Origin of the sequence: Chromohalobacter sarecensis, from assembly GCF_023061135.1 — a bacterium.
Taxonomy (GTDB): domain Bacteria; phylum Pseudomonadota; class Gammaproteobacteria; order Pseudomonadales; family Halomonadaceae; genus Chromohalobacter; species Chromohalobacter sarecensis.
In genome coordinates this window covers 36,263-58,346 of the sequence record NZ_JAKGAN010000004.1, presented here as the reverse complement: position 1 = coordinate 58,346, position 22,084 = coordinate 36,263, and the positions used below count along the sequence as shown (strand labels likewise).

General features: G+C 62.4%; 18 protein-coding genes and 1 other RNA gene. 8 read left to right on the top strand and 11 right to left on the bottom strand.

The window, feature by feature from the left end; all coding sequences use genetic code 11:
* Positions 1 to 10 precede the first annotated feature (10 nt).
* Positions 11 to 2,428, top strand: a complete 2,418-nt coding sequence (gene gyrB / locus L1071_RS07760; protein WP_246971533.1) for a DNA topoisomerase (ATP-hydrolyzing) subunit B — start codon at positions 11 to 13, stop codon at positions 2,426 to 2,428.
* A gap of 179 nt (positions 2,429 to 2,607) precedes the next feature.
* On the opposite strand, the gene gmhB is transcribed toward gyrB, so the two are convergent.
* From gmhB to glyQ, 3 genes are all read right to left on the bottom strand, one after another.
* Positions 2,608 to 3,159, bottom strand: a complete 552-nt coding sequence (gene gmhB, locus L1071_RS07755; protein ID WP_246971520.1) for a D-glycero-beta-D-manno-heptose 1,7-bisphosphate 7-phosphatase — start codon at positions 3,157 to 3,159, stop codon at positions 2,608 to 2,610.
* A gap of 333 nt (positions 3,160 to 3,492) precedes the next feature.
* Positions 3,493 to 5,559 carry a glycine--tRNA ligase subunit beta gene (gene glyS / locus L1071_RS07750; RefSeq protein ID WP_246971517.1) on the bottom strand — a complete coding sequence of 689 codons (2,067 nt, stop codon included), beginning with the start codon at positions 5,557 to 5,559 and terminating at the stop codon, positions 3,493 to 3,495.
* 2 nt (positions 5,560 to 5,561) lie between these two features.
* A complete protein-coding gene (gene glyQ, locus L1071_RS07745; protein ID WP_178998856.1) occupies positions 5,562 to 6,518 on the bottom strand; it encodes a glycine--tRNA ligase subunit alpha in 957 nt (318 codons plus the stop codon).
* 127 nt (positions 6,519 to 6,645) lie between these two features.
* Between glyQ and rfaD the strand changes: the two genes are divergently transcribed.
* The gene (rfaD, locus tag L1071_RS07740) at positions 6,646 to 7,602 is read left to right on the top strand and encodes an ADP-glyceromanno-heptose 6-epimerase (protein ID WP_246971513.1); all 957 of its coding nucleotides are present in this window, start codon (positions 6,646 to 6,648) and stop codon (positions 7,600 to 7,602) included.
* Complete coding sequence (waaF, locus tag L1071_RS07735; protein WP_246971503.1) at positions 7,595 to 8,626, top strand: lipopolysaccharide heptosyltransferase II; 1,032 nt, start codon at positions 7,595 to 7,597, stop codon at positions 8,624 to 8,626. The genes rfaD and waaF overlap by 8 nt, the downstream gene beginning before the upstream one ends.
* On the opposite strand, the gene L1071_RS07730 is transcribed toward waaF, so the two are convergent.
* The 3 genes from L1071_RS07730 to L1071_RS07720 are packed head-to-tail and all read right to left on the bottom strand — an operon-like array spanning position 8,619 to position 12,081.
* Positions 8,619 to 10,193, bottom strand: coding sequence for a sulfatase-like hydrolase/transferase (locus L1071_RS07730; RefSeq protein ID WP_246971492.1), 1,575 nt, complete (start codon positions 10,191 to 10,193; stop codon positions 8,619 to 8,621). The two genes, waaF and L1071_RS07730, sit on opposite strands and share 8 nt — an antisense overlap.
* Before the next feature lie 56 nt (positions 10,194 to 10,249).
* Entirely contained in the window at positions 10,250 to 11,011 is a 762-nt protein-coding gene (locus L1071_RS07725) for a glycosyltransferase family 2 protein (protein WP_246971478.1), read from the bottom strand.
* Entirely contained in the window at positions 10,999 to 12,081 is a 1,083-nt protein-coding gene (locus tag L1071_RS07720; protein ID WP_246971474.1) for a glycosyltransferase family 9 protein, read from the bottom strand. The genes L1071_RS07725 and L1071_RS07720 overlap by 13 nt, the downstream gene beginning before the upstream one ends.
* A 60-nt stretch (positions 12,082 to 12,141) precedes the next feature.
* On the opposite strand from L1071_RS07720, the gene L1071_RS07715 reads away from it, so the two are divergent.
* Positions 12,142 to 13,269, top strand: a complete 1,128-nt coding sequence (locus L1071_RS07715) for a glycosyltransferase family 4 protein (RefSeq protein WP_246971471.1) — start codon at positions 12,142 to 12,144, stop codon at positions 13,267 to 13,269.
* On the opposite strand, the gene L1071_RS07710 is transcribed toward L1071_RS07715, so the two are convergent.
* Positions 13,251 to 13,955, bottom strand: coding sequence for a 3-deoxy-D-manno-octulosonic acid kinase (locus L1071_RS07710; RefSeq protein WP_246971468.1), 705 nt, complete (start codon positions 13,953 to 13,955; stop codon positions 13,251 to 13,253). The two genes, L1071_RS07715 and L1071_RS07710, sit on opposite strands and share 19 nt — an antisense overlap.
* On the opposite strand from L1071_RS07710, the gene L1071_RS07705 reads away from it, so the two are divergent.
* The 3 genes from L1071_RS07705 to waaA are packed head-to-tail and all read left to right on the top strand — an operon-like array spanning position 13,954 to position 17,803.
* Entirely contained in the window at positions 13,954 to 15,066 is a 1,113-nt protein-coding gene (locus L1071_RS07705; protein ID WP_246971454.1) for a glycosyltransferase family 9 protein, read from the top strand. The two genes, L1071_RS07710 and L1071_RS07705, sit on opposite strands and share 2 nt — an antisense overlap.
* Positions 15,056 to 16,486 (top strand): bifunctional D-glycero-beta-D-manno-heptose-7-phosphate kinase/D-glycero-beta-D-manno-heptose 1-phosphate adenylyltransferase HldE, encoded by a 1,431-nt coding sequence (gene hldE / locus L1071_RS07700; RefSeq protein ID WP_246971451.1) that lies wholly within the window; start codon positions 15,056 to 15,058, stop codon positions 16,484 to 16,486. Before L1071_RS07705 ends, hldE begins: the two co-directional genes overlap by 11 nt.
* 24 nt (positions 16,487 to 16,510) lie before the next feature.
* Positions 16,511 to 17,803 carry a lipid IV(A) 3-deoxy-D-manno-octulosonic acid transferase gene (gene waaA / locus L1071_RS07695; RefSeq protein ID WP_246971447.1) on the top strand — a complete coding sequence of 431 codons (1,293 nt, stop codon included), beginning with the start codon at positions 16,511 to 16,513 and terminating at the stop codon, positions 17,801 to 17,803.
* A gap of 22 nt (positions 17,804 to 17,825) precedes the next feature.
* On the opposite strand, the gene rpiA is transcribed toward waaA, so the two are convergent.
* Positions 17,826 to 18,497: a ribose-5-phosphate isomerase RpiA gene (gene rpiA, locus L1071_RS07690; protein WP_246971439.1), complete on the bottom strand. Its 672-nt coding sequence runs from the start codon at positions 18,495 to 18,497 to the stop codon at positions 17,826 to 17,828.
* A 182-nt stretch (positions 18,498 to 18,679) separates the two neighbouring features.
* On the opposite strand from rpiA, the gene ilvA reads away from it, so the two are divergent.
* Positions 18,680 to 20,245, top strand: coding sequence for a threonine ammonia-lyase, biosynthetic (gene ilvA, locus L1071_RS07685; protein ID WP_281504501.1), 1,566 nt, complete (start codon positions 18,680 to 18,682; stop codon positions 20,243 to 20,245).
* Between the two features lie 428 nt (positions 20,246 to 20,673).
* Here ilvA and L1071_RS07680 read toward each other — a convergent pair whose 3' ends face one another.
* The 3 genes from L1071_RS07680 to L1071_RS07670 all read right to left on the bottom strand — a co-directional run bounded on the left by L1071_RS07680 (position 20,674) and on the right by L1071_RS07670 (position 21,923).
* Complete coding sequence (locus L1071_RS07680) at positions 20,674 to 21,291, bottom strand: 5-formyltetrahydrofolate cyclo-ligase (protein WP_246971412.1); 618 nt, start codon at positions 21,289 to 21,291, stop codon at positions 20,674 to 20,676.
* Between the two features lie 8 nt (positions 21,292 to 21,299).
* A non-coding RNA gene (gene ssrS, locus L1071_RS07675) (6S RNA) lies at positions 21,300 to 21,482 on the bottom strand.
* A gap of 120 nt (positions 21,483 to 21,602) precedes the next feature.
* On the bottom strand, positions 21,603 to 21,923 hold the full coding sequence (locus tag L1071_RS07670; RefSeq protein WP_246971401.1) for a cell division protein ZapA: 321 nt from the start codon (positions 21,921 to 21,923) through the stop codon (positions 21,603 to 21,605).
* Between the last annotated feature and the right edge of the window lie 161 nt (positions 21,924 to 22,084).

Genomic DNA, 22,084 nt, shown 5'->3' with positions numbered 1-22,084 from the left:
GGAGTAGGCAATGAGCGAACAAGCTTACGACTCATCGAGCATCAAGGTTCTCAAGGGCCTGGATGCGGTACGCAAGCGCCCCGGCATGTACATCGGCGATACCGATGATGGTACGGGCCTGCATCATATGGTCTTCGAATTGGTGGATAACTCCATCGACGAGGCGCTCGCGGGACACTGCAGCGAGATTCGTGTGGTGATCCACCCCGATGAGTCCGTCACCGTCAGTGACAATGGGCGTGGCATTCCGACCGATCTCCATTCGGGGGAAAACGTCTCGGCGGCAGAAGTCATCATGACGGTGCTGCATGCCGGCGGCAAGTTCGATGACAACTCCTATAAGGTCTCGGGCGGTCTCCACGGTGTTGGCGTTTCCGTCGTCAATGCGCTTTCCGAAGAGCTCAAGCTCACGGTGTGGCGCGCCGGTCAGGTTTATGAACAGATCTATCATCACGGTGTGCCCGACTCGCCCTTGGACGTAGTGGGTAAAACCGAGAAGAGTGGCACCCAGGTCAACTTCAAGCCGTCGACCGAAACCTTCTCCAATATCGAGTTTCACTACGATATTCTGGCCAAGCGCCTGCGTGAACTGTCGTTTCTCAACTCCGGTGTTGCGATTCGCTTGCTCGACGAGCGCTCGGGCGCGGAAGAACTGTTCCACTATGAAGGTGGGTTGCGGGCCTTCGTCGATCACTTGAATACCAACAAGGCGACGTTGAACCCCGTTTTCCATTTCGAAACGCAACGCGAAGATGGCATCGGCGTCGAAGTGGCGATGCAGTGGAACGATACCTTCTCCGAGAATATCTTCTGCTACACCAACAACATTCCCCAAAACGATGGGGGCACGCACCTGGCCGGCTTCCGGGCAGCCCTGACGCGTACGCTCAATCACTACATCGAAACCGAAGGGCTGCTGAAAAAAGCCAAGGTCAATACCGCCGGTGACGATGCACGGGAAGGCTTGACGGCGATCGTGTCGGTCAAGGTGCCCGACCCCAAGTTCTCGTCGCAGACCAAAGAAAAGCTGGTGTCGTCCGAGGTCAAGACGGCGGTCGAGCAGGAGATGGGGCGTCAGCTGGGTGATTACCTGGTGGAACGGCCCAACGAAGCCAAGGCCATCGTCAACAAGATGCTCGACGCGGCGCGTGCTCGTGAGGCCGCGCGTAAAGCGCGCGACATGACCCGCCGCAAGGGCGCGCTGGATATCGCCGGGCTACCGGGCAAGCTGGCCGATTGCCAGGAGAAAGACCCTAGCCTGTCGGAGCTTTATCTGGTCGAGGGTGACTCGGCGGGTGGTAGTGCAAAACAAGGTCGCGACCGCCGTACCCAGGCGATCCTGCCGCTCAAGGGCAAGATCCTGAACGTCGAGAAGGCGCGCTTCGACAAGATGTTGTCGTCGGTGGAAGTGGGTACGCTGATTACGGCATTGGGGTGTGGCATCGGACGTGAGGAATTCAATCCCGACAAGCTGCGCTACCACTCGATCATCATCATGACCGATGCTGACGTCGACGGTTCGCACATCCGGACGCTGTTGTTGACGTTCTTCTTCCGTCAAATGCCGGAACTGATCGAACGCGGCAACGTGTTCATCGCTCAGCCGCCGCTTTACAAGATCAAGCGTGGTAAGCAGGAAACTTATCTCAAGGATGAGCAGGCGCTGACGGATTACCTGACCACCACGGCTCTCGATGGCGCACGCCTCTACGTCAATGCCGATGCGCCGGGGATCGCTAACGAGAACCTCGAGGCGCTGGTCAACGAATATCGCGATGTCATGCGGCGTATCGACCGCCTGTCGCGGGTCTATCCCAATCTCGTGCTGCGCAAGATCGTGCATACCGCGAAGCTCGAGAGCGATAGCCTCAAGGACCGTGAGACCATGCAGCATTGGATCGACCATCTGCAACGCGAAATGGATGATCTCATCGCCTACGAAGGTGGCCCGCGCTATACCTTCCATCTTCAGGAAGACATCGAACGCGGCGTTTATCTACCCTGCGTAGCACTAACGGCGCATGGGGTGACGACCGACTACGTTTGGGGCGTCGATTTCTTCCGCAGCGCCGATTACCGCGCCATGACGACATTGGGCGAGACGCTGGACGGGCTGCTCGAAGAAGGATCCTATGTGGCCCGCGGTGAGCGTCAGCGTTCGGTAGATACCTTCTACGAGGCGCTCGAGTGGCTGATGAGTGAGGCCCAGCGAGGCTTGAGCGTTCAGCGCTACAAGGGCCTGGGTGAGATGAACCCCGAGCAGTTGTGGGAGACCACCATGGATCCCAATTCTCGCCGGATGTTGCGTGTGTCCATCGAGGATGCCGTGGCGTCCGATATGATGTTCAACACCTTGATGGGTGACGAGGTCGAGCCACGTCGTGACTTTATCGAGCGCAATGCGCTGGTCGCCAATCTGGATATCTGACCCGGCTTCGCCGGGAGTCGGAAGAGCGGCGCTTTGCGCCTGGAAGCTGGAAGAAAACCGCCCCATGGCATTTGCCTGGGGCGGTTTTTTCGTTGGGTCGCTTTTCCGCGATGGATAGGCCGTAGGTGCGGTGCGGTGTTCTGGGACTCTGTCACTGGTACTGGTGCCAGGGTTTCCCGCTACTCAAGCAACCAGTCGGCGAAGTCGGCTAGATCGTCGAACAGTCGGACCTTGCTATCGATGGTCAGTTCGGGATGCTTCTCCAGGGTGCGCCGCCCCTTGCCTGTGCGCACAAGAGCGCTTTGACATCCTGCAGCGTCGCCGGCTTGCAAGTCGCGCAGACTATCGCCCACCATCCAGCTCCCCTCCAGCGTATCCAATCCCAGGTCGTCGCGAATGTCTTCTAGAAGACCCGGCAGTGGCTTGCGGCAGGAGCAGCCATCTTCCGGCCCATGGGGACAATAGGCTACGTGATCGATTTTCCCGCCAGCAGCGTTTACCAGTTCTTGCATCTTGGCATGCATCGCCTCGAGGGTATCCACTTCGAAATAGCCACGTGCGATACCCGATTGATTGGTAGCCACTGCCACTGTCCAGCCGGCTTGAGACAGACGCGCAATGGCCTCGATGGCTTGAGGGTAGGGAAGAAATTCATCGAGCGATTTTATGTAGTCATCGGAGTCTTGGTTGATGACGCCGTCGCGGTCGAGGATGACGAGTTTTGCAGGCATGAAAGCTGATATTCCTTGGGAGCTGGCCACACGTGAGTGTAGTGGCGTGTTTCACGTGGAACAATCCTTGAGCTACGAGCTGAAGAGGGAAGAGGGAAGAGGGAAGAGGGAAGAGGGAAGAGGGAAGAGGGAAGAGAACCCTTGGCGCTAGGTCTGAGTGCTGTGTTTCACGTGAAACATTTCCAGTTGTTGCTCAGGGGGCAGGGGAAAGCTGCTCTAGTGAGGAAGACAGAGTGTCGGTAGACAGTCATGATGTTCCACGTGAAACAAAAAAAGGGTGGCCCGAACTGGGCCACCCTTTTCACTACCGCGTATCCACTACCGCATGCATGATTATTGCTGCAGCTGGGCGATATCCGCGACTTCCAGGAACAGCGCCTGGAGGCTCGCCAGCAAGGCAAGGCGGTTGCGGCGCACGGCATCGTCCTCGGCCATGACCATGACATCGTCGAAGAATGCGTCGACGGGACCTCGCAGACGCGCCAGCACGTCCAGTGCTTCACTGTAGCGGGCGGCATCAAGCAGCGGGCGTACCGCTTGATGGCACTGTTCGAGCGCTTCGCTCAGCGTCGTCTCGGCTTCGGCTTGCAGCAGAGAGGCATCCACGATGGTCGAGCCGTCGTGTTGCTGCTTGGCGAGGATGTTCGAGACACGCTTGTTGGCCGCCGCCAGTGCTGCGGCTTCTTCCCGCTGACTGAAGGCATGCACGGCTCGAACCCGGCGCGCGAAATCGAGCGGCCGCGTGACCGGGCGAGAGCGCACCGCCAGGTAGACCTCGACGGCGATGCCTTCGTCTTGGGTCCAAGCGCGGAAGCGGTCGAGCATGTAATCGAGCACGTCATCGATCAAGCCGTCAGACTTGGGTAGCTCGGCATGTTGAGCGGCGGCGAGTTCGAGCAGCTCGCGCAAGTCGAGATCGAGCTCACCCTTGATCAGAATGTTGAGAACGCCGATAGCGGCGCGGCGCAGGGCGAAGGGGTCCTTGGTCCCTGTGGGGCGCTGGCCGATGCCGAAAATGCCGGTCAACGTATCCAGGCGGTCGGCCAATGCCAGGGCCAAGCCAGCTTGTGTCGTGGGCACGTCATCACTGGCGAAACGTGGCAGATACTGCTCGTGAAGCGCCTGCGCGACCTCTTCCGGTTCGCCGTCCTGGCGAGCGTAGTAGGTGCCCATGATGCCCTGAAGCTCGGGGAACTCCAGCACCATCTCGGTGACCAGGTCGCACTTGGCAAGCTGTGCGGCACGTTTGGCATGGTCGACGTCGCCACCGATTCGAGCGGCGATGAACGCGCCGATGGTCTCCATACGCCGTGCCTTGTCACCCAGCGTCCCCAGCGACTTCTGGAAGACCACGTTATCCAGCGCATCGCGCCGCGAGGCCAATGTCTGTTTACGGTCGGTATCGTAGAAGAAAGCGGCGTCCGCCAGGCGCGGGCGGATCACTTTCTCGTTACCTTCGATGACCTGCTGCGGTTCGCGACTCTCGATATTGGAGACGGTGATGAAAGCCGGCTTGAGCTGGCCCTCGTCGTCGAGCAGATGGAAGTACTTCTGATTGGCCTTCATCGACGAGATCAAGCACTCGGCGGGTACTTCGAGGAAGCGCTCGTCGAAGCTGCCGGTTAGCGCCACCGGCCATTCGACCAGGCCGTTGACTTCGTCGAGGAGGTCGTCGTCGATCACTGCTGTGGCGTCGTTGACCTCGGCCTCGGCAAGTACCTGCTCGCGGATGCGCTCACGCCGGCGGTCGTTATCGGCCAGTACGAAGGCGTTTTCCAGCACCTCGAGGTAGTCGTCGGCGTGCGCCAGCTCGATGGCCTGCGGGGCATGGAAACGATGCCCACGAGTGGTGCGGCCGGCCTGGAGGCCGAGCACTTCGGCAGGTACCACATCCTGGCCGTAGAGCATGACCAGCCAGTGCACGGGGCGTGAAAATTCGAGCCGTGAGGCGCCCCAGCGCATGTTCTTGGGTACCGGTAGAGCATTGACGGCACGCTTGAGAATGGCCGGCAACAGGGCCGTGGTGGCTTCGCCCGATTCCTGATAGCGATAGCCGAGCCAGGTGCCCTTGTCGGTTTCCAGATGGATCAGGTCCGTGACCTCGACGCCGCAGGAACGCGCGAAGCCTTCCGCGGCCTTGGTGGGCTCGCCGTCCTTGAAGGCGGCGGCCAGGGCCGGGCCGCGGCGTTCGATCTCGCGATCCGGCTGCTTATCGCCAAGCGCCTCGATGCTGACGGCCAGACGGCGAGGCGAGGCATGGGCACGGGCCGTTTCGAAGGGAACCTCGGCCTCGGTGAGGCCATTGGCGATGCCGTCGCGCAGGGCATTGGCGAGGGATTCGATGGCGCCTGGCGGAAGCTCCTCGACGCCGAGTTCGACCAGTAGAGTGTTGGATGCCATGCTTAAGCGTCTCCCTCGTTGCTTTCTCGGCTCAGCAGTTCCTGGCGGATGGCCTCGGGGGCCATGGGGAACCCGGCTGCCTTGCGCGATTCGAAGTAGGCGTGGGCGACGTCACGGGCCATGGTGCGCACACGCAGGATGTAGCGCTGACGCTCGGTGACCGAGATGGCGTGCCGGGCGTCGAGCAGGTTGAAGGTATGCGATGCCTTGAGTACGTGCTCATAGGCGGGCAGAGGCAGTCCCGCGTCGAGCAGTTTCTGGCATTCGCCTTCGCTGTGGTCGAAGGCGGAGAACTGATAATCGACATCGGCGTGTTCGAAATTGTAAGCCGACTGTTCGCGTTCGTTCTGCAAGTAAACATCGCCGTAGGTGACGGATGAACCATCGGGGGCGTAGGTCCATACCAGGTCGTAGACGCTATCGACGTCCTGCAGATACATGGCGATGCGTTCCAGGCCGTAGGTCAGCTCGCCGGTGACCGGATAGCATTCGATGCCGCCGGCCTGCTGGAAGTAGGTGAACTGGGTCACCTCCATGCCATTGAGCCAGACTTCCCAGCCGAGCCCCCAGGCGCCTAGGGTAGGAGACTCCCAGTTGTCTTCGACGAAGCGAATGTCGTGGACCTGTGGGTCGATGCCGAGACGCTCGAGCGAGCCCAGGTACAACGCCTGCAGCTCCAGGGGGGAGGGCTTCATCACCACCTGGAACTGATAGTAATGCTGCAGGCGATTGGGGTTCTCGCCGTAGCGCCCGTCGGTGGGACGGCGCGATGGCTGCACGTAGGCAGCATTCCAGGTTTCGGGGCCGATGGAGCGCAGGAAGGTCGCGGGGTGAAAGGTGCCAGCTCCGACTTCCATATCCAGGGGCTGCATGATTACGCAACCCTGTTCGGCCCAGTACTGTTGCAGGGCAAGGATCAGGCCCTGGAAGGTTTTCACGTCTGGCGTCGACTGTGTCATTGGTGAAGTACCGTTGGCCCATGAATTCACGAACCGCCAAGTATACAATTAGCGGTTAATCGGTTATAGGCACCGTGACGAAAAGCACGCGTTTCGCGTGGATGCACGACTTGAAGGAATCGACGACATGATCGTAGTGACGGGCGGTGCCGGGTTCATCGGCGCCAATCTAGTGAAGGCTCTCAATGCACGCGGCCACGAGGATGTGCTCGTGGTCGACGACCTCTCCGACGGCACCAAGTTCGTTAATCTCGCCGACTGCACGCTGGGTGATTATCTCGACAAGGATGATTTTCTGGCGCGAGTGAAGGCCGAATTGCGCGGCGAGCCGAGCGCCTTGCCGCCGATTGAGGCCATCTTCCACGAAGGGGCCTGTTCGGATACCACTGAGTGGGACGGCAAGTTCATGCTCGAGAACAACTTCGAGTATTCCAAGGTGTTGCTGCACTTCTGTCAGCACAAGCGGATTCCCTTTCTGTATGCGTCGTCGGCGGCGACCTACGGCGGCAGCGAAGTGTTCGTGGAGGCGCCGGAGCACGAGAAGCCGCTCAACGTCTACGGCTACTCCAAGCTGCTGTTCGACCAGTACGTGCGCGTCCACTGGGAGGAATTCGACGCCCAGGTCGTGGGTTTCCGCTACTTCAACGTCTATGGCCCGCGCGAGCAGCACAAGGGCAAGATGGCCAGCGTCGCCTATCACCATCATAGTCAGGTGAAGCGTGGCGAGAACCCCAAGCTATTCGGTGCCTGGGAAGGCTATGAAGCCGGCATGCAAAGCCGTGATTTCATCTATGTCGGCGATGTCGTGGACGTCAATCTATGGTGCCTCGACAATCCCGACGTGTCGGGCATCTTCAATCTGGGTACCGGCCGAGCCGAGCCGTTCAAGGCCATTGCCGAGACGGTGATCGATTATTATCAGACCGGCAAGATCGACTACATCGCCTTTCCCGAGGAGCTCAAGGGACGCTATCAGAGCTACACCCGCGCGGATATCTCGCGCCTGCGTGAGGCGGGCTATCCGGCGGAATTCAAGACGGTTCGCGAGGGCGTAAGCGCCTACCTGGATTGGTTGAATGGCTGACGACATCGCTACCGCCCCGCGCCTGCTCGTCGTCGGTCCTTCCTGGGTCGGCGATATGGTCATGGCACAGAGCCTGTTCATGACGCTCAAGGCGCGCTATCCGGATGCCTACCTCGGTGTACTGGCGCCGGGCTGGTCATTGCCGATCCTGGCGCGTATGCCCGAGGTCGACGAAACCATCGCGTTGGACGTCAAGCACGGCGAATTCGGCTGGACCACCCGGCGCAAGGTGGCGCGCACGCTCAAGGGTCGCTTCGACCGAGCGATCGTGTTGCCGCGCTCCTGGAAAGCGGCGCTGGTCCCATTCCTGGCCCGCATTCCCGAGCGTTTTGGGTTCCATGGCGAGCAGCGTTACGTGGTGCTCAACGCGCGCCGTCAGCTCGACAAGAGCGTGCTGAATCAAACCGTGAAGCGCTTCGTCTCGCTGGGCCTGCCTGAGGACGAGGCGCAAACCGGGGATTTTGCGATTCCTGCGCCGCGCCTCGAGGTAAATGCCGACGAACAACGCCGCTTGCGCGAGACGCTGGGGCTTTCTGAACGTCCCGCCATTGGCATGATGCCGGGCGCCGAGTTTGGACCGTCCAAGCAGTGGCCGCTGGCGCATTTCCGTACCCTGGCGGAACGTCTGGTGGCCGAGGGCTTCGAGGTGCGGGTGTTGGGTGGCCCCAAGGACGCCGACGCCGGTGAGACGATCAGCCAAGGGTTGAATGGCGTGCATAACCTGTGCGGGCGCACCAAGCTCACCGAGGTGGTGGACCTGCTCGCCGACTGCCAGCAAGTGGTCACCAATGACTCAGGACTGATGCACGTGGCGGCGGCGGTGGACACGCGAGTGCAGGCCATTTACGGCTCATCCTCGCCGGCCTACACGCCGCCTCTGACCGAAAATGCCGAGATTCACGATCTGTATCTGTCATGTTCGCCATGTTTCGCGCGCGATTGCCCGTTGGGACACACCAATTGCTTGCGCCAGCTCGAGCCGGCGCGGTTGTTGGCGTCGATTCGGCACACTGCGCTCAGTTGACGCCTTGCCACATGTAGGTTTGTAGTGCGTCTTCCTCCGCCATATGGTCGTTGATGGTCTCCAGGCCGTATTCTTCGACCAGCGTGGGGTCCTTGGCGAATAGCGAGCGTCCTAATCCGGCGGCGCGTGTGTCTAGTGTAAAACCCATGGCTTCGAGTACCGTCGGATAGACATCGACCATCGACCCCATGCGCTGGATACGCTTGCCGGCAGGGATAGCCTCACCCAGCATCATGAAGGTGTTTTCGCGCTCGGCATCGACCAGCTGTGGCCACTCCGAGTTCTTCATGCTCAGGTGGTCGCTGGAGATGACCACTAAGGTATTGTCGAGCAGGCCTTCCTGGTCGAGGCGCTGCAGGAAGCGGCGCACCAGCCAGCCTGTGCATTTCACCGAATAGAGGATATCGACGCCGTCGAACTCGCCCTGATGCTCCAGGCATGCTTGAGCCGGGTTGCCGAACGGCGGGTGGGTCGCCAGGGTCAGGGCGAACATGGCATAGGGCTGGCGATCGTCATTCTCGGCGAGCTTGCGGATACGCTCGGTGACCATGTCGAGCAGGGTGTCGTCGTAAAGGCCCCAGCCGTTGAGGTAATCCGGTGGCGTGACTTGATCCTCCAGCTCGTCGCGGCCCAACGCGCGATCGAAGCCGTGTCCCTCGTAGAATACCTTCTTGCCGGCGAAACGTGTGCTTGCGCCGCCCATGTAGGTGAGATCGTAGCCATTGGCATCGAGCAGATCGCCAAGGCACTGAGTATGCGGTAGCACCTCGTCGAGTGGCTCGAACTGATTGTCATGTTTCAACCCGGCGGGGATCAGCGGCACGCCACATTGAGTAGCGACCATGCCGGCGGTCGTCCAGCCGGTATTGTCGAGCTGCTTGAGTCCCTCGAAGACGGTGCCGCGCTTGCCGAGCGCGGCGAGATCCTCATAGGCGTCGCCGAACGTGTCGCGGTCGGCGTAGGTCCGCTCGGTGCTCTCCAGATAGAGGTAGATGAGGTTGGGGCGTGTTTGCGGCTCGCTTTCAATGCTTGGTACACGGTAGTGATCGCGCAACCAATCTCCCTCGGTGACCACTGAAGCACCGCGTTGCGATAGGCCGAACAGCAGCGGATTAAACGCCAGCAGAAAGAGTGCGCCGACACGCTCCCACAGCCGCCATCGATGGTCGGCGCGCACCAGCCAGGTGAAGGCCATGAGCATGACGATGGCGCACAGGGTGAATATCACCGCGGCGAAGACGCGGCCTTCGCCGCCGTGCTCGGTCATTCCCGCCTGCAAATGGAAGATTACCGCGCCCAGGTCCACCTTGCCGAAGCTATCGTCCAGGTACAGGTAGATCCACCATAGGGCTAACGGGATCGACGACCACGGCAAGACGCGTCGCTTGCTGGTGCGCTGTGCGGGGTGGCCCCAACGAAAACTCCAGGCGATGGCGACCCACACCGCTGCGACGGGAAACAAAAACCAGTGACTGATGATGGTCAGCGTGGTGAAGAGGTACCCCAGGCATAAGCCGAGGTAGGTAAGCACGCTCCAGCGGAGCGTGGTGGGTGACAGCTTCATCATAAGAACGCGTCCTTGTCTTTATGACTAGAGTATGACAGCGAAGACGCCGATCTGACTCATCGTTGCGGCAGTTGTTCGAGTTCGTAGAGTTCGTTGAGCTTGGCGTACTTCATGTAGGCATGAAATGCCGTGGTCAGGGCCACCGTCATGCCGTCCATTCCCTGGAAAAGCCCACCCTTGAAGAGCAGCTTGCGCAACATCGCGTTGATGGCATGCAGCGTCGGTTGTAGACGCGAAGGGCGCACCCCGCGCTCCTTCATTGCCCAGGCATCGCGACTGGAGAGCGCATCGATGCGCCGGATCCAGTGAGACATATCCTCGTAGGTGAAATGCCGCAGGTGCGCGGCGGTAGCCTCGACCTTGGGTGCCTCGACCGAGGAATGCGCCTTCTTGGGTAGGTAGCCAGCGGTGGTGCGGTTGTACAGGCGTACCACCGAGTCCGGGTAGAAGCCCGCGGCGCGAATCCAATGGCGGGCTACGTAGTTCTTGCGTCGAAAGCTGTAGGCGGTCTGCGGGTCGTCGAGGGCGAGCGACTCGATCAGGGCCACGGCGTCATCGTCGAGGCGCTCGTCGGCGTCCAGGGCCAGGATCCAGTCATTCTTGGCGAACGGCACGCCGTGCGCCTTTTGTGGCCCGTCGCCGAGATAGGCCTGCGCGATCACGCGGGCGCCCTCGGCCTCGGCGATGGCCACGGTGTCGTCGCCACTCAGCGAATCGACGACGATGACTTCGTCGCAGACGCGTGACAGCGAACGCACGCAGTCGGCAATGTTGGCTTGTTCGTTGAGGGTGATGACGATACCGGTCAGCGGTTGCATGGCGTTTCCTCGGTGGCCGTTGGCGTCGGCCAGGCGTCGGCGATTTGGCGTGCCACCGCTGCGATGTCGATACGCGACATATCGCTGGCGGAGGAGGCGTCGTCGGCCGGTGGGCTGAAGGCCAAGCGGCGTGTCTCGGCGTTGCAGGTTTGCCAGCGTAGCGGCGTGGCCGAGCGCTTGGCGGGGTAGAAGCCGATCGTGGGCCGGTTGAGCGCCCCGGCGATGTGCAAGGGCCCGGTCGAGCCGGCGACAAAGACATCGGCGGCGCCCAGGGTCTCGGCGAAATCGGTCAGGCTGGCGCGTGGTGGCATGAGTACCGCATCGACATCGCGTGCGTTGAGCGTCTCCACCAGTTGCTGGGCGACGGCTTCCTCGCTGGGGCCGTAAGTAAGCACCCACTTCGGCGGTACGCAAAGATTGGCGCTAATCGCCTGGGCAAGGTCTGCGTATTGCGCCACGCTAAGATTGACTGCCGAGCCGCCGCTGCCGGGATGCAGAAACCACCAGGGGCGAGTCGGGGAAAGCAACAGCTCGTTGCTCAGGCGCTGGCGCTGGATGTCGCGCGTTGCGTCGGGCAGGGGCCAGTAAGGCGGCGTCGGAGCTGGCACGTTCTGGCCGAGCGTGCGCAGCAGGGCGGCCGCCAGGTCCTGATTGTAGACGTACTCGGGTTTTTGCGATCGCGACCTACGCTGTTTAATGCGAAAGTTGTAAAATACCTGGGCCCACTTGGTGGCGGGCGCCATGCGCAGGGAAATGCCGGCGCGCCACCCCAGCCACCCGATACGTGGCGTGGAGAATAGCGTCAGCAGGGCGTCGAACTTCTCGGCGCGAAGCTGCGCGAGCAAGTTCTTCTGCTGGTGTCGCGGGGCGGCGTCGCCGGGATCGAGAATCACTTCGTCGATCCACGGGCAGGCATGCGCCAAGGGCGCCGTATAGGTGGGCACCAGCACGGCAACATGGTTGTCGGGATGGGCACTCTTCAGGCAGGCCAGGGCCGGCCAGGCGAGCATGAAGTCGCCGAGCTTGTCGTTGCGTACCACGAGGATGCGCTGTGGGCGCGACTGGGTCATCGAGTCTCCTGTGCCCGGTGGCGTCGACGCGTGAGTCGAACATTGTCCGAGGAGCTTGCCTTGCAGCACAAGGTTTTGCATATCTGTTTATCCCGCGGCTGGGGCGGGCTGGAAATGTATCCTGCGCGAATTATACCCGAGCTAGCCCGCCATGGGTGGCGTGCCTACGTGCTGACGCTTGAAGGCACGCGCCTGGCCCGAGCGTTGACCGATTGCGAGGCGACCGAGATGCGTAGTGTGCGCTCACCTACGCGCGCGCTGTGGCAATTGCCGTCACTGGTGCGTTGGCTGCGACGTCGTGGCATCGGCGTCGTGCATTGCCACAAATCGAGCGATTTGCGCCTTGGCGCGTTGCTCAAGTGTCTGTGTCCTGAATTGCGTCTTGTCTTCACTGACCATATGGGCGTCACGCGCCCCAAACACGACCCTTATCATCGCTGGGTCTACCGGCATGTCGATCGCGTGTTGTCGATCAGCGAGGCAACGCTGATGCGCAATCGCCAGGCCTTTCCGTTACCCACGTCACGTATCACCCTGCTGTATCTGGGCATCGATACGGCAGATTTCGTTCCCCAGCTCGATACCGCCGCACGCCAGGCACTACGCGACGCTTTGGGCATTCCGCGTGAGGCGGTGGTGATGGCCCTGCCGGGACGCCTGACGCCGGGCAAAGGGCAGCAACTCCTGCTGGATGCCTTTATCCGCCTGCGCGACGCCGGCGATACGCAGTCCCACCTGGTGTTGATCGGTGGTCTGGAGGCAGACGAGGGTGGCAATCCCACCTTTATCGCTTCTCTGCAACAGCAGGTCCGTGAACAGGGCCTCGAGGCACGCGTCACGTTTACGGGATTTCGGCGCGATCTGGCGCGGCTCTTCGAAGTGGTGGATATCGTCTGTGTGCCGTCGCGCAACGAGGCCTTCGGGCTCACGGTGATCGAAGCCATGGCGGCGGGCAAGGCCGTGGTGGGCGCCGACAGCGGTGCGATTCCGGAGCTGATCGGGTGCGAGGGTGGCCGGCTCGCCGATCCGCAGGATCCGGAGGCCTGGGCGGCGAGGCTCGGCGAACTACGCGATGCCCCCGCACTGCGCGAACGTCTCGGCACCAACGCTCAATGCTTCGTCAACGCACGCTTCACGCTGGCCCGTCACGTGAGCGGACTGTGTGAAATCTATGCGGATGCCGCGTAGCCGAGGCGCACCGAGGCCATGGCCTCGGGGGCATCGAACTTGATCAGCGAGCGCTCGAGGCGTGCCAGGTTGGCCGCTTGCCAGCGCCCCGGGGCGCGCAGTCGACAGCGGTCGAAGTCGATCATCCAGACGCGGTCGTCGGCATCGACGAGCAGGTTGCGGGCGTTGAGGTCGACATGGTCGAGCCCGACGTCGTGAAAACGACGCACGGTGTGGCCGACCCGCTTCAGCAGGGCGGGTGTCGCCGTCGGCAGGCGCTCGGCCAAGGCCGTGACCTCGGGAATCAGCCGCGTGATCAGCGTGGCCGTGTAGCTCGGGCCGTGTCGCCACACGCCGGCGGCTACCGGCGCGGGCACGGGCAGGCCACGCTGCTTGAGCTCGGCGGTCAGGCGCATTTCGCGAAAGGCGCGGGTACGCTCGAGCCCGGTCCACACATAGCGCGCGTCGCTGAGCCGGGCGATCAGGCCGCCGCGCCGGTAGGGACGCAGTGCCCAGCGCTCCTCGCCACAGGCGACGAACAGACTCGCTCCGCGCCCCGGCGCTTCGCCGAGCACTGCATCGCGCTCGCGCCAAAAGTCCGGGCTCAACCAGCGTGGGTCGATTTGTGGCTCTTGGCCGGCGTCACATAGAATGTCGGCATCATATAGAATGAATGCCTGTCCCGTTTGGAATGTTGCCAACCGCATGAAGCATCCTCTGCCCGTCCGCCCCGCGCATATTTGTGTGCTACGACTGTCCGCGCTGGGCGATGTCTGCAACCTCGTCCCAACCATTCGCGTGCTGCAGCGCCTATGGCCCGATGCGCACATCACTTGGATCATCGGCAAGGGGGAGCACAGTCTACTGGCCGGTCTATCAGGGGTCGAGTTCATCGTCTATGACAAGGCCTCGGGCTGGGCCGGCATGCGCGAGATCTGGCGCCAGCTCGGCGATACGCGCTTCGATGTGCTGTTGCACATGCAACAGGCGCTGCGCGCCAGCGTGCTTTCCCTGGGTCTCAAGACGGATCTGCGTATCGGCTACGACAAGGCCCGCGCCAAGGACTGGCAGCACTGGTTCACCCACCGTCAGCTGGCACCGCATGACCGTGCGCATGTGCTGGAGTCGTTTCTCGACTTCGCACGCCTGCTGGGCGGCGAGGAGCGCGTCGATGCCGAACCCTTGCGCTGGGATCTGGCGATCCCCGACAGCGCCTACCAGGAAGCGGCGCGCGTCACCGGCGAGGCGCCTTACGTGGTGATCAGCCCCTGCTCCAACCCGCGCCTGCGCAATTTCCGCAACTGGTCCGCCGAGGGCTATGCGGCGGTGATCGCGCATGCTTGGGAAGAGCACGGCCTGCGCACGGTCATGACCGGGGGCAGCAGCGCCCAGGAGCAGGAAATGGGCGCGCACATTCGTGCCCTGTGCACGGAAGACGCGGTCATCGATGCCATCGGCGCGACATCGCTCAAGGGGCTGCTGGCTATGCTCGACCGTGCGCGGATGGTGATCGCGCCGGACTCCGGGCCGGTGCACATGGCCAACGCCCTGCGCACGCCGACGCTGGGGCTTTTCGCCACCACCAATCCCGATCGCGCGGCGCCCTATTGCTGGCGGCGTTTCGTGGTCGACCGTTACCCCGATGCCGTGCGTCGTTATCTGCACAAGTCACCGGAGGCCATCCCGTGGGGCACGCGCGTGCGGCACCCCGACGCTATGAGCCTGATCCGTGCCGACGACGTCATCGCTCAATTCGATGCCTTGCTGGATGCCACGCCGTCCGCTTCGCCCCGCTCGGAGCCCGACCATGAAGCTTGATCTGACCGTTCTCGAACAGGCCCGCCTGCTGGTGGTGGGCGATGTCATGCTCGACCGCTATTGGCACGGAGGCACCTCGCGTATCTCGCCGGAAGCGCCGGTGCCGGTGGTCAAGGTCGGCGAATCGGAAGACCGCCCCGGCGGCGCCGCCAACGTGGCACTCAATATTGCCGCGCTGGGCGCGCACGTCGCGCTGGCGGGTGTGGTCGGTGAGGATGATAATGCCGACTTGCTCAAGGCGAGCCTTGAAGCTTCCGATGTGACCACTCACTTCCATCAGAGCCCTCGTATACCCACGATCACTAAGCTTCGCGTAATGAGCCGCAACCAGCAGTTGCTGCGTCTCGACTTCGAGGAATCGCTGTGGGAGATCGATACCCAAGGCCTGACCGAGCGCGTCGAGGCAGCGTTGCCCGACGCGGACGTGGTGATTCTCTCCGACTACGGCAAGGGCAGCCTCAACCGCGTCGAAACGCTGATCGCCATCGCGCGCCAGGCAGGTAAGCGCGTGCTGGTCGACCCCAAGGGTCATGCCTTCGACAAGTATCGCGGGGCGAGCATCATCACTCCCAACCTGGGCGAGTTCGAAGCGGTGGTGGGGCCGTGTCCCGACGATGCCACGCTCGCCGATAAGGGCGAGCAGCTACGCGCCGACTTGCAGCTCGAGGCGCTGCTGATCACGCGCAGCGAGAAGGGCATGACGTTGATCCGCGAGGGTCACGCGCCGCTGCACCTGCCGACGCATGCCCGCGAGGTGTATGACGTTACCGGCGCTGGGGATACCGTCATCGGTGTGCTGGGGTTGGCGCTAGCGGCGGGCCATGGCTATCCCGAAGCGATCATGCTCGCCAACCTGGCGGCGGGGCTGGTGGTCGCCAAGCCGGGGACCGCGACGCTGTCCATTGCCGAGCTCTACACGGCGCTGCATGGCGACAAGCTCGCCGAATTCGGTCCCATCGAGGAAAGCGCGCTGATCGATGCGGTGCGCGCGGCCAAGCTGCGCGGCGAGCGCGTGGTGATGACCAACGGTTGCTTCGACATCCTGCATGCTGGCCACGTGGCTTATCTCGAGCAGGCCAAGCGGCTGGGTGATCGGTTGATTGTGGCCGTCAATGACGACGCCTCCGTGGCGCGCCTCAAGGGCCCCAAGCGGCCGATCAACGCCCTCGAACGCCGCATGCAGGTGTTGGCAGGCTTGAGCGCGGTGGATTGGGTAGTGCCCTTCGCCGAGGAAACCCCAGCACGCTTGATCGCCGAGGTGCTGCCTGATGTGCTGGTCAAGGGCGGCGACTATCGCCCCGAAGACATCGCCGGCGGCGAGGCGGTCATCGCCGATGGAGGCGAGGTCCGGGTGCTTAACTTCGAGGATGGTGTCTCCACCACCGCGATGATCGGCACCATTCTCGATCGTGAAGGCTAAGGCTATGTACGAAAAGGCGGCGCAATGATGGCACCGGGTGTCGCACGTGGTCTCTACAGCGCACTGTTGTATCTGCTCTCGCCACTGATCTGGTGGCGGGTGTGGCGTGAGCATGCGCTTACTAACAAGCGTGCGGAACGGTTGGCTTTGATCGCCGATGCGGCGGATGGCCCGCCGACGATCTGGCTGCATGCCGCGTCGGTTGGCGAGGTGCTGGCGGCACGGCCCTTGATCGAAGCCTTGGCCGAGCGCCACGCCGATCATCACTTGGTGGTCACCACCATGACCGCCACCGGCGCCGAGCGCGTACGAGCGCTGTTTCCCGCCGAGCGGTACGCGCTCACGCATTACTTCCTGCCGCTGGACTTTCCGGGCGCGGCGCGGCGTTTCATCGCTCGCTTACGCCCGCGCCTGGCGATCATCGTCGAGACCGAGCTATGGCCCAACCTGCTGGCAACGTGTGAACGCCAGCACGTGCCCGTGGTAGTCGCCAACGCCCGGCTCTCGGACAAGGCCTTCCAGGGCTATCGTAAGGTGGCGCCATTGCTGCGTGGCGCACTGGGCGCGGTCAGTTGGCTGGCGGCCAAGTCATCGGCGGATCTCGAACGCTTCACGGCATTGGGGTTGGCCCGTGAGCACGGCGAGGTGGTGGGCTCGATCAAGTTCGATCTGCCCATCAATGCCGAGTTGCGTGATGAAGGTGAGCGTTTACATACCCAGTGGGGCTCGCGGTTCGTGTGGGTGGCAGGCTCGACCCATGAGGGGGAGGACGAGCAAGTGCTGGCCGCGCATGCCCGCCTGCGACGCACGCACCCTCAGGCGCTGCTGGTGCTGGTGCCGCGTCATCCACAGCGCTTTTCGGCGGTGGCCGAGCTTTGCGAGGCGCGCGGGGAACGCCTCGCGCGGCGTTCGCAAGGCGAGACGCCCAGTGCCGAGACGAGTGTCCTGCTGGGCGACACCATGGGCGAACTGATGCGCTTCTACGCCGCGGCAGATGCGGCCTTCGTGGGCGGTAGCCTGGTGCCTATCGGCGGACACAACCTGCTCGAGCCCGCCGCGCTCGGCGTGCCGGTGCTCACCGGGCCGCACCTAGAGAACTTTCAAGATATCGCCGAGACCCTGCGCGAGGCCCAGGCACTGTGCGAGGTCGATGCCGCCGAAGCTCTGGGCGAGGCCTTGGCGACCCTCGCTGACGACCCCGACCAGCGTCGCCGGCTGGGTGCCGCCGGCGAAGCGGTGGTGGCCGCCAATCGCGGCGCGCTGGAAAAGACGCTGCAAGGCATCGCGGCGCGCCTGCTGACCCGATCCAACGCGTAACGCTAGGCGCTTCCGGACGCCGTCAGGGCGTGTGGCGCTCGACGCCATTCTCCGTCCCCAACAGCAAGACATCGGCGCCGCGCTGGGCGAAGAGCCCATTGGTGACCACGCCGACGATGTTATTGAGGCGTTCTTCCATGGTTTTGGGGTCCTCAAACAGGCAATCGTAACCGTCGAGGATCTGGTTGCCGTTGTCGGTGACCACGCCGTCGCGGTAGACCGGGGTGATGCCCAGCTTGACCAGCTCGCGTGCCACGTAGGAGCGCGCCATGGGGATCACCTCGATGGGCAGCGGAAAGCCGCCGAGCACATCGACGTGCTTGGAAACATCGGCGATGCACACGAAACGCTCGGCGCAGGCCGCGACGACCTTCTCGCGCGTCAGCGCCGCGCCGCCGCCCTTGATCATGTTGAAGTGCGCATCGATCTCGTCGGCACCGTCGACATAAACCGGCACCGTGCCCACGTGGTTGAGCTCGAAAACATCGATGCCGTGGCCGCGCAGGCGCTCGGTGGTGGCGTCAGAGCTTGCCACTGCGCCTTGGAAGTCGTGCTTGAGCTCGGCCAGCAGGTCCACGAAGAAGTTGGCGGTGGAGCCGGTGCCCACACCGATGATGGTGTCGCGGCCGAGCAAGGGCTTGATATCCTCGATGGCGGCAGCAGCTACCGCGCGCTTGAGTTCGTCTTGGGTCATGGTGCGTCCGTATGGGCGTTCGTAACGAGTCGTGAAAACGTCCTGATGAAGACGTATCGGTAAATCCGTGCCCATTATAGAGCTTATGCGCGCCGTATAAGAGACATGACGGCACGCGTAGGACTGGACGCTGTGCCGCGCCCTCTGCTAACAATGGAGGTTTGCTACCGGTTGGCCAGCCCCTGGCACGCCGGTTTCACAATGAGACGCGCGAATTCGCAGGACACACCAGAATGCTAGAAGAGACCGTCAAGAAAATCCTCCAGGCACGTGTATACGAAGCCGCTCGGGAAACGCCGATATCGCCTGCTCCCTTCCTCTCCCGCCGTCTCAATAACACGATTCTGATCAAGCGCGAAGACCTGCAGCCGGTCTACTCCTTCAAGATTCGCGGCGCCTATAACAAGATGGCCCAGCTAAGCGAAGAGCAGAAGGCGAAGGGCGTGATCGCTGCCTCCGCTGGCAATCACGCGCAGGGCCTGGCCATGGCCGCCAAGCAGATGGGCGTCAAGGCGATCATTGTCATGCCGCGCATCACGCCGGAGATCAAGGTCCAGGCGGTACGCGCCCGAGGCGCCAAGGTGGTGCTCAAGGGCGATGCCTTCGGCGAGGCGCTGGCGCATGCGCGCGAGCTGATCGACGAGCATGGCTATACCTACATTCCGCCCTTCGACGACAACGATGTGATCGCCGGCCAGGGCACGGTAGGCATGGAAATCCTGCGTCAGCACAGCGGACCGCTGGATGCGATCTTCGTGCCCGTGGGCGGTGGCGGCCTGCTCGCCGGCGTGGTGGCTTACATCAAGTACCTGCGCCCAGAGATCAAGGTGTTCGGGGTCGAGGCGGAAGACTCGGCCTGCCTCAAGGCGGCCATGGAAGCCAACGAACGCGTCACCCTCGACCAGGTCGGCGTATTTGCCGAAGGCGTCGCCGTGGCACAAATTGGCGAGGCGCCGTTCGAGATCTTGCGTCACTGGATTGACGGTGTAGTCACCGTTACCACTGACGAGATATGCGCAGCGGTCAAGGATATCTTCGAGGACACGCGCGCCGTCGCCGAGACCTCCGGCGCGCTGTCGCTGGCCGGGCTCAAGAAGTACATCCAGCAAGAGCGCGTCGATGGCCAGACGCTGTTGTGCATCAACTCGGGCGCCAACACTAATTTTGACCGCCTGCAGCACATCGCCGAGCGCACTGAGCTTGGCGAACAGCGCGAGGCGATCCTGGCGGTGACGATTCCCGAGCGCCCCGGCAGCTTCAAGAAGTTCTGCAAGACCATCGGCAAGCGCATGGTCACCGAGTTCAACTACCGCTACGCCGATCCCGAGCAGGCGCATATCTTCGTCGGCGTGCAGGTCAAACCGGGCGGCGACGATCGCCAGGCGGTCATCGACAAGCTACGCGAGGCCGACTATCCGGTGGAAGACCTCACCGACAATGAGCTGGCCAAGCTGCATATTCGCCATCTCGGTGGTGGGCGCCCCAAGGAACACTTCAGCGAAGAAGTCTATCGCTTCGAGTTTCCCGAGCGCCCTGGCGCGCTGATGAACTTCCTGACGCATCTGCCCGCCGACTGGAACATCTCGTTGTTCCACTATCGCAATCACGGGGCGGCGTATGGCCGGGTCCTGGTAGGCATGCAGATCCCCAATGGCGCCCGCGCGCATGTCGAGGAACACTTCGAGCGCATCGGCTACCGTTACTGGAAGGAAACCGACAATCCCGCCTATCGCCTGTTCATGGCGTGAACAGCTCGGCGTCATGCCATGGCACCTTCATAGCTTTCGATTATGAGAATCTATATTCACATAGATTCTCATGTCAGTCGTATGTCGAATATCAAATAAGAACATCGTTCGTTAACCAAACGTTTCATTCTTGTGTCCGAGGCTAGTTGTCAACCCATACGGCTGGCCCTATAGTCGTAAGCGTTATTTGGGGTGCTATAAGAAACAGTCCTTTACGGAGCAGGAAATGAAACGCAAGCCTGATTTGGTCATGGCTTTAGTAATGTTGTTTGGCTTGGGTGTCGTGGCGACGGGTTACGCACAGACATTGATGGGCACTTGATGAGCGCCCCGGTATCTGGGCGTACTCGCCGGTCGTCATGAACGCCCGAGTGTTTGCATGGCCCGCCGAGCGGCCGACGATGGTTTCCCATCGTCGGCCGCTTGCGTTACGGACGTACGGTGCGGGCGTCGCTGACGATGGCATCGAGAGGCACGTCCCAATCCGCGACGGGCAACCGCTCGACGTGCTGACAGTCGTGGGCGAGCCCGATCAGGCGCGGATGCGGGCGGCGTAGGCGTCGAAAGGCAAAGGTGCGGTCGTAGAAGCCGCCGCCCATGCCCAATCGATTGCCCTGGACATCGAAACCGACCAGCGGCATGAGCACCAGATCCAGCGCCCAGGCCGGCAGGCGCCGTGCGCGATGCGCGCCATGGCGCGTGCTGGGTTCCGAGATGGCAAAGCGATTGGTGCGCATGGGGGTCTTTGCGTGGTAATGCACGAACCACAGGCGGTTATCGGACAGCGGGCGCAGCACCGGGAGATATACCCGGACGCCGCGGCGTCGGAACCACGCGATCAGCGGTGTCGGGTCGATCTCGCCGTCGTTGGGCAGATAGAGCGCGACGCGGCGCGCGCGCTTGACCTCTGGCAATCGGCGCAATCGGCGGCATAGCGCATAGGCGGCCTGGCGGCGCTGGGATGCGGAAAGCCGGCGGCGTCGCTGGCGCAATTCGCGGCGTAGGCTGCGTCGGTCGGATAGCTCGAGAGGGGGGTCGTGCGTCATGTTCGGTGAGGTTCCCCAAAGTGCCGCTGTCGTTCTGGCCCTGAACCTAAAGGTTCAAGGTGGGTGGCCGCAGACGAGTCATCAGGCTTTCCGTCGCACGGACATGCACACAGACCCGTCTAGCAATTGGCCCCCTAGTAATGCGCATAGGCTCGAGGGACTATAACGACTGGCGAACACCTCAGGGAACGCCTCTATCCTAGCAGAGACCGGGGCGCGGCCAAAGCGCCCGGCGCTTTTCGTATAGAGTCTTGTCCCGTATAGAGCCTTTTCGTCACGAACCTAAGCGCGTGTCGGACAACGCCTGAACATCAGCCCGAGGGTTTGCTGTCATCCGGGGATGGCGTATCGGCCAGGGCCTGTTCCAGACGCTCGCTAAGGCGCGTCAGGCTGGACTCGCTCTCGCGCTGGGTGTCGAGCGCTTCGAGAAGTTCATGGGTGATGTTCAGCGCTGCCATGATGGCGATCTTCTCGGCGCCTTGCACCTTGCCCTGGGAATGGATGCCGTTCATGGCGCGATCCAGATAGCGCGCCGCACGCTTGAGATCGTCTTCCTGATCGGGCGGGCAAGCGATCACGTAGGGGCGTCCCAGCAACGTGATCTCGGTCGTCTGCCGCGAGGCGTCGTTCATGGATCGCTCCAGAGCGGGCCAAGGTCGGGCCCGATGCGGTAAGATGGAACCAAGTTTCCGCGTCATGCGCGGTGGAGGGAACGGTCTCGACGACATTGGCATCCTGCCGTCGCGAGCCTACGTTCGCCGCCATGTAAGCCATTGATCACTATAAAGAGCCG

What these genes read in the sequence shown, in the direction of transcription:
- glyS (WP_246971517.1), bottom strand. Translation starts at nt 5,559, where the DNA reads ATGGCATCCAACACTCTACTGGTCGAACTCGGCGTCGAGGAGCTTCCG.
- L1071_RS07725 (WP_246971478.1), bottom strand. Translation starts at nt 11,011, where the DNA reads ATGCAACCGCTGACCGGTATCGTCATCACCCTCAACGAACAAGCCAAC.
- glyQ (WP_178998856.1), bottom strand. Translation starts at nt 6,518, where the DNA reads ATGACACAGTCGACGCCAGACGTGAAAACCTTCCAGGGCCTGATCCTT.
- L1071_RS07680 (WP_246971412.1), bottom strand. Translation starts at nt 21,291, where the DNA reads ATGACGCACGACCCCCCTCTCGAGCTATCCGACCGACGCAGCCTACGC.
- hldE (WP_246971451.1), top strand. Translation starts at nt 15,056, where the DNA reads ATGAAGCTTGATCTGACCGTTCTCGAACAGGCCCGCCTGCTGGTGGTG.
- L1071_RS07670 (WP_246971401.1), bottom strand. Translation starts at nt 21,923, where the DNA reads ATGAACGACGCCTCGCGGCAGACGACCGAGATCACGTTGCTGGGACGC.
- waaA (WP_246971447.1), top strand. Translation starts at nt 16,511, where the DNA reads ATGATGGCACCGGGTGTCGCACGTGGTCTCTACAGCGCACTGTTGTAT.
- gyrB (WP_246971533.1), top strand. Translation starts at nt 11, where the DNA reads ATGAGCGAACAAGCTTACGACTCATCGAGCATCAAGGTTCTCAAGGGC.
- waaF (WP_246971503.1), top strand. Translation starts at nt 7,595, where the DNA reads ATGGCTGACGACATCGCTACCGCCCCGCGCCTGCTCGTCGTCGGTCCT.
- rfaD (WP_246971513.1), top strand. Translation starts at nt 6,646, where the DNA reads ATGATCGTAGTGACGGGCGGTGCCGGGTTCATCGGCGCCAATCTAGTG.
- L1071_RS07720 (WP_246971474.1), bottom strand. Translation starts at nt 12,081, where the DNA reads ATGACCCAGTCGCGCCCACAGCGCATCCTCGTGGTACGCAACGACAAG.
- L1071_RS07705 (WP_246971454.1), top strand. Translation starts at nt 13,954, where the DNA reads ATGAAGCATCCTCTGCCCGTCCGCCCCGCGCATATTTGTGTGCTACGA.
- rpiA (WP_246971439.1), bottom strand. Translation starts at nt 18,497, where the DNA reads ATGACCCAAGACGAACTCAAGCGCGCGGTAGCTGCTGCCGCCATCGAG.
- L1071_RS07730 (WP_246971492.1), bottom strand. Translation starts at nt 10,193, where the DNA reads ATGATGAAGCTGTCACCCACCACGCTCCGCTGGAGCGTGCTTACCTAC.
- L1071_RS07710 (WP_246971468.1), bottom strand. Translation starts at nt 13,955, where the DNA reads ATGCGGTTGGCAACATTCCAAACGGGACAGGCATTCATTCTATATGAT.
- gmhB (WP_246971520.1), bottom strand. Translation starts at nt 3,159, where the DNA reads ATGCCTGCAAAACTCGTCATCCTCGACCGCGACGGCGTCATCAACCAA.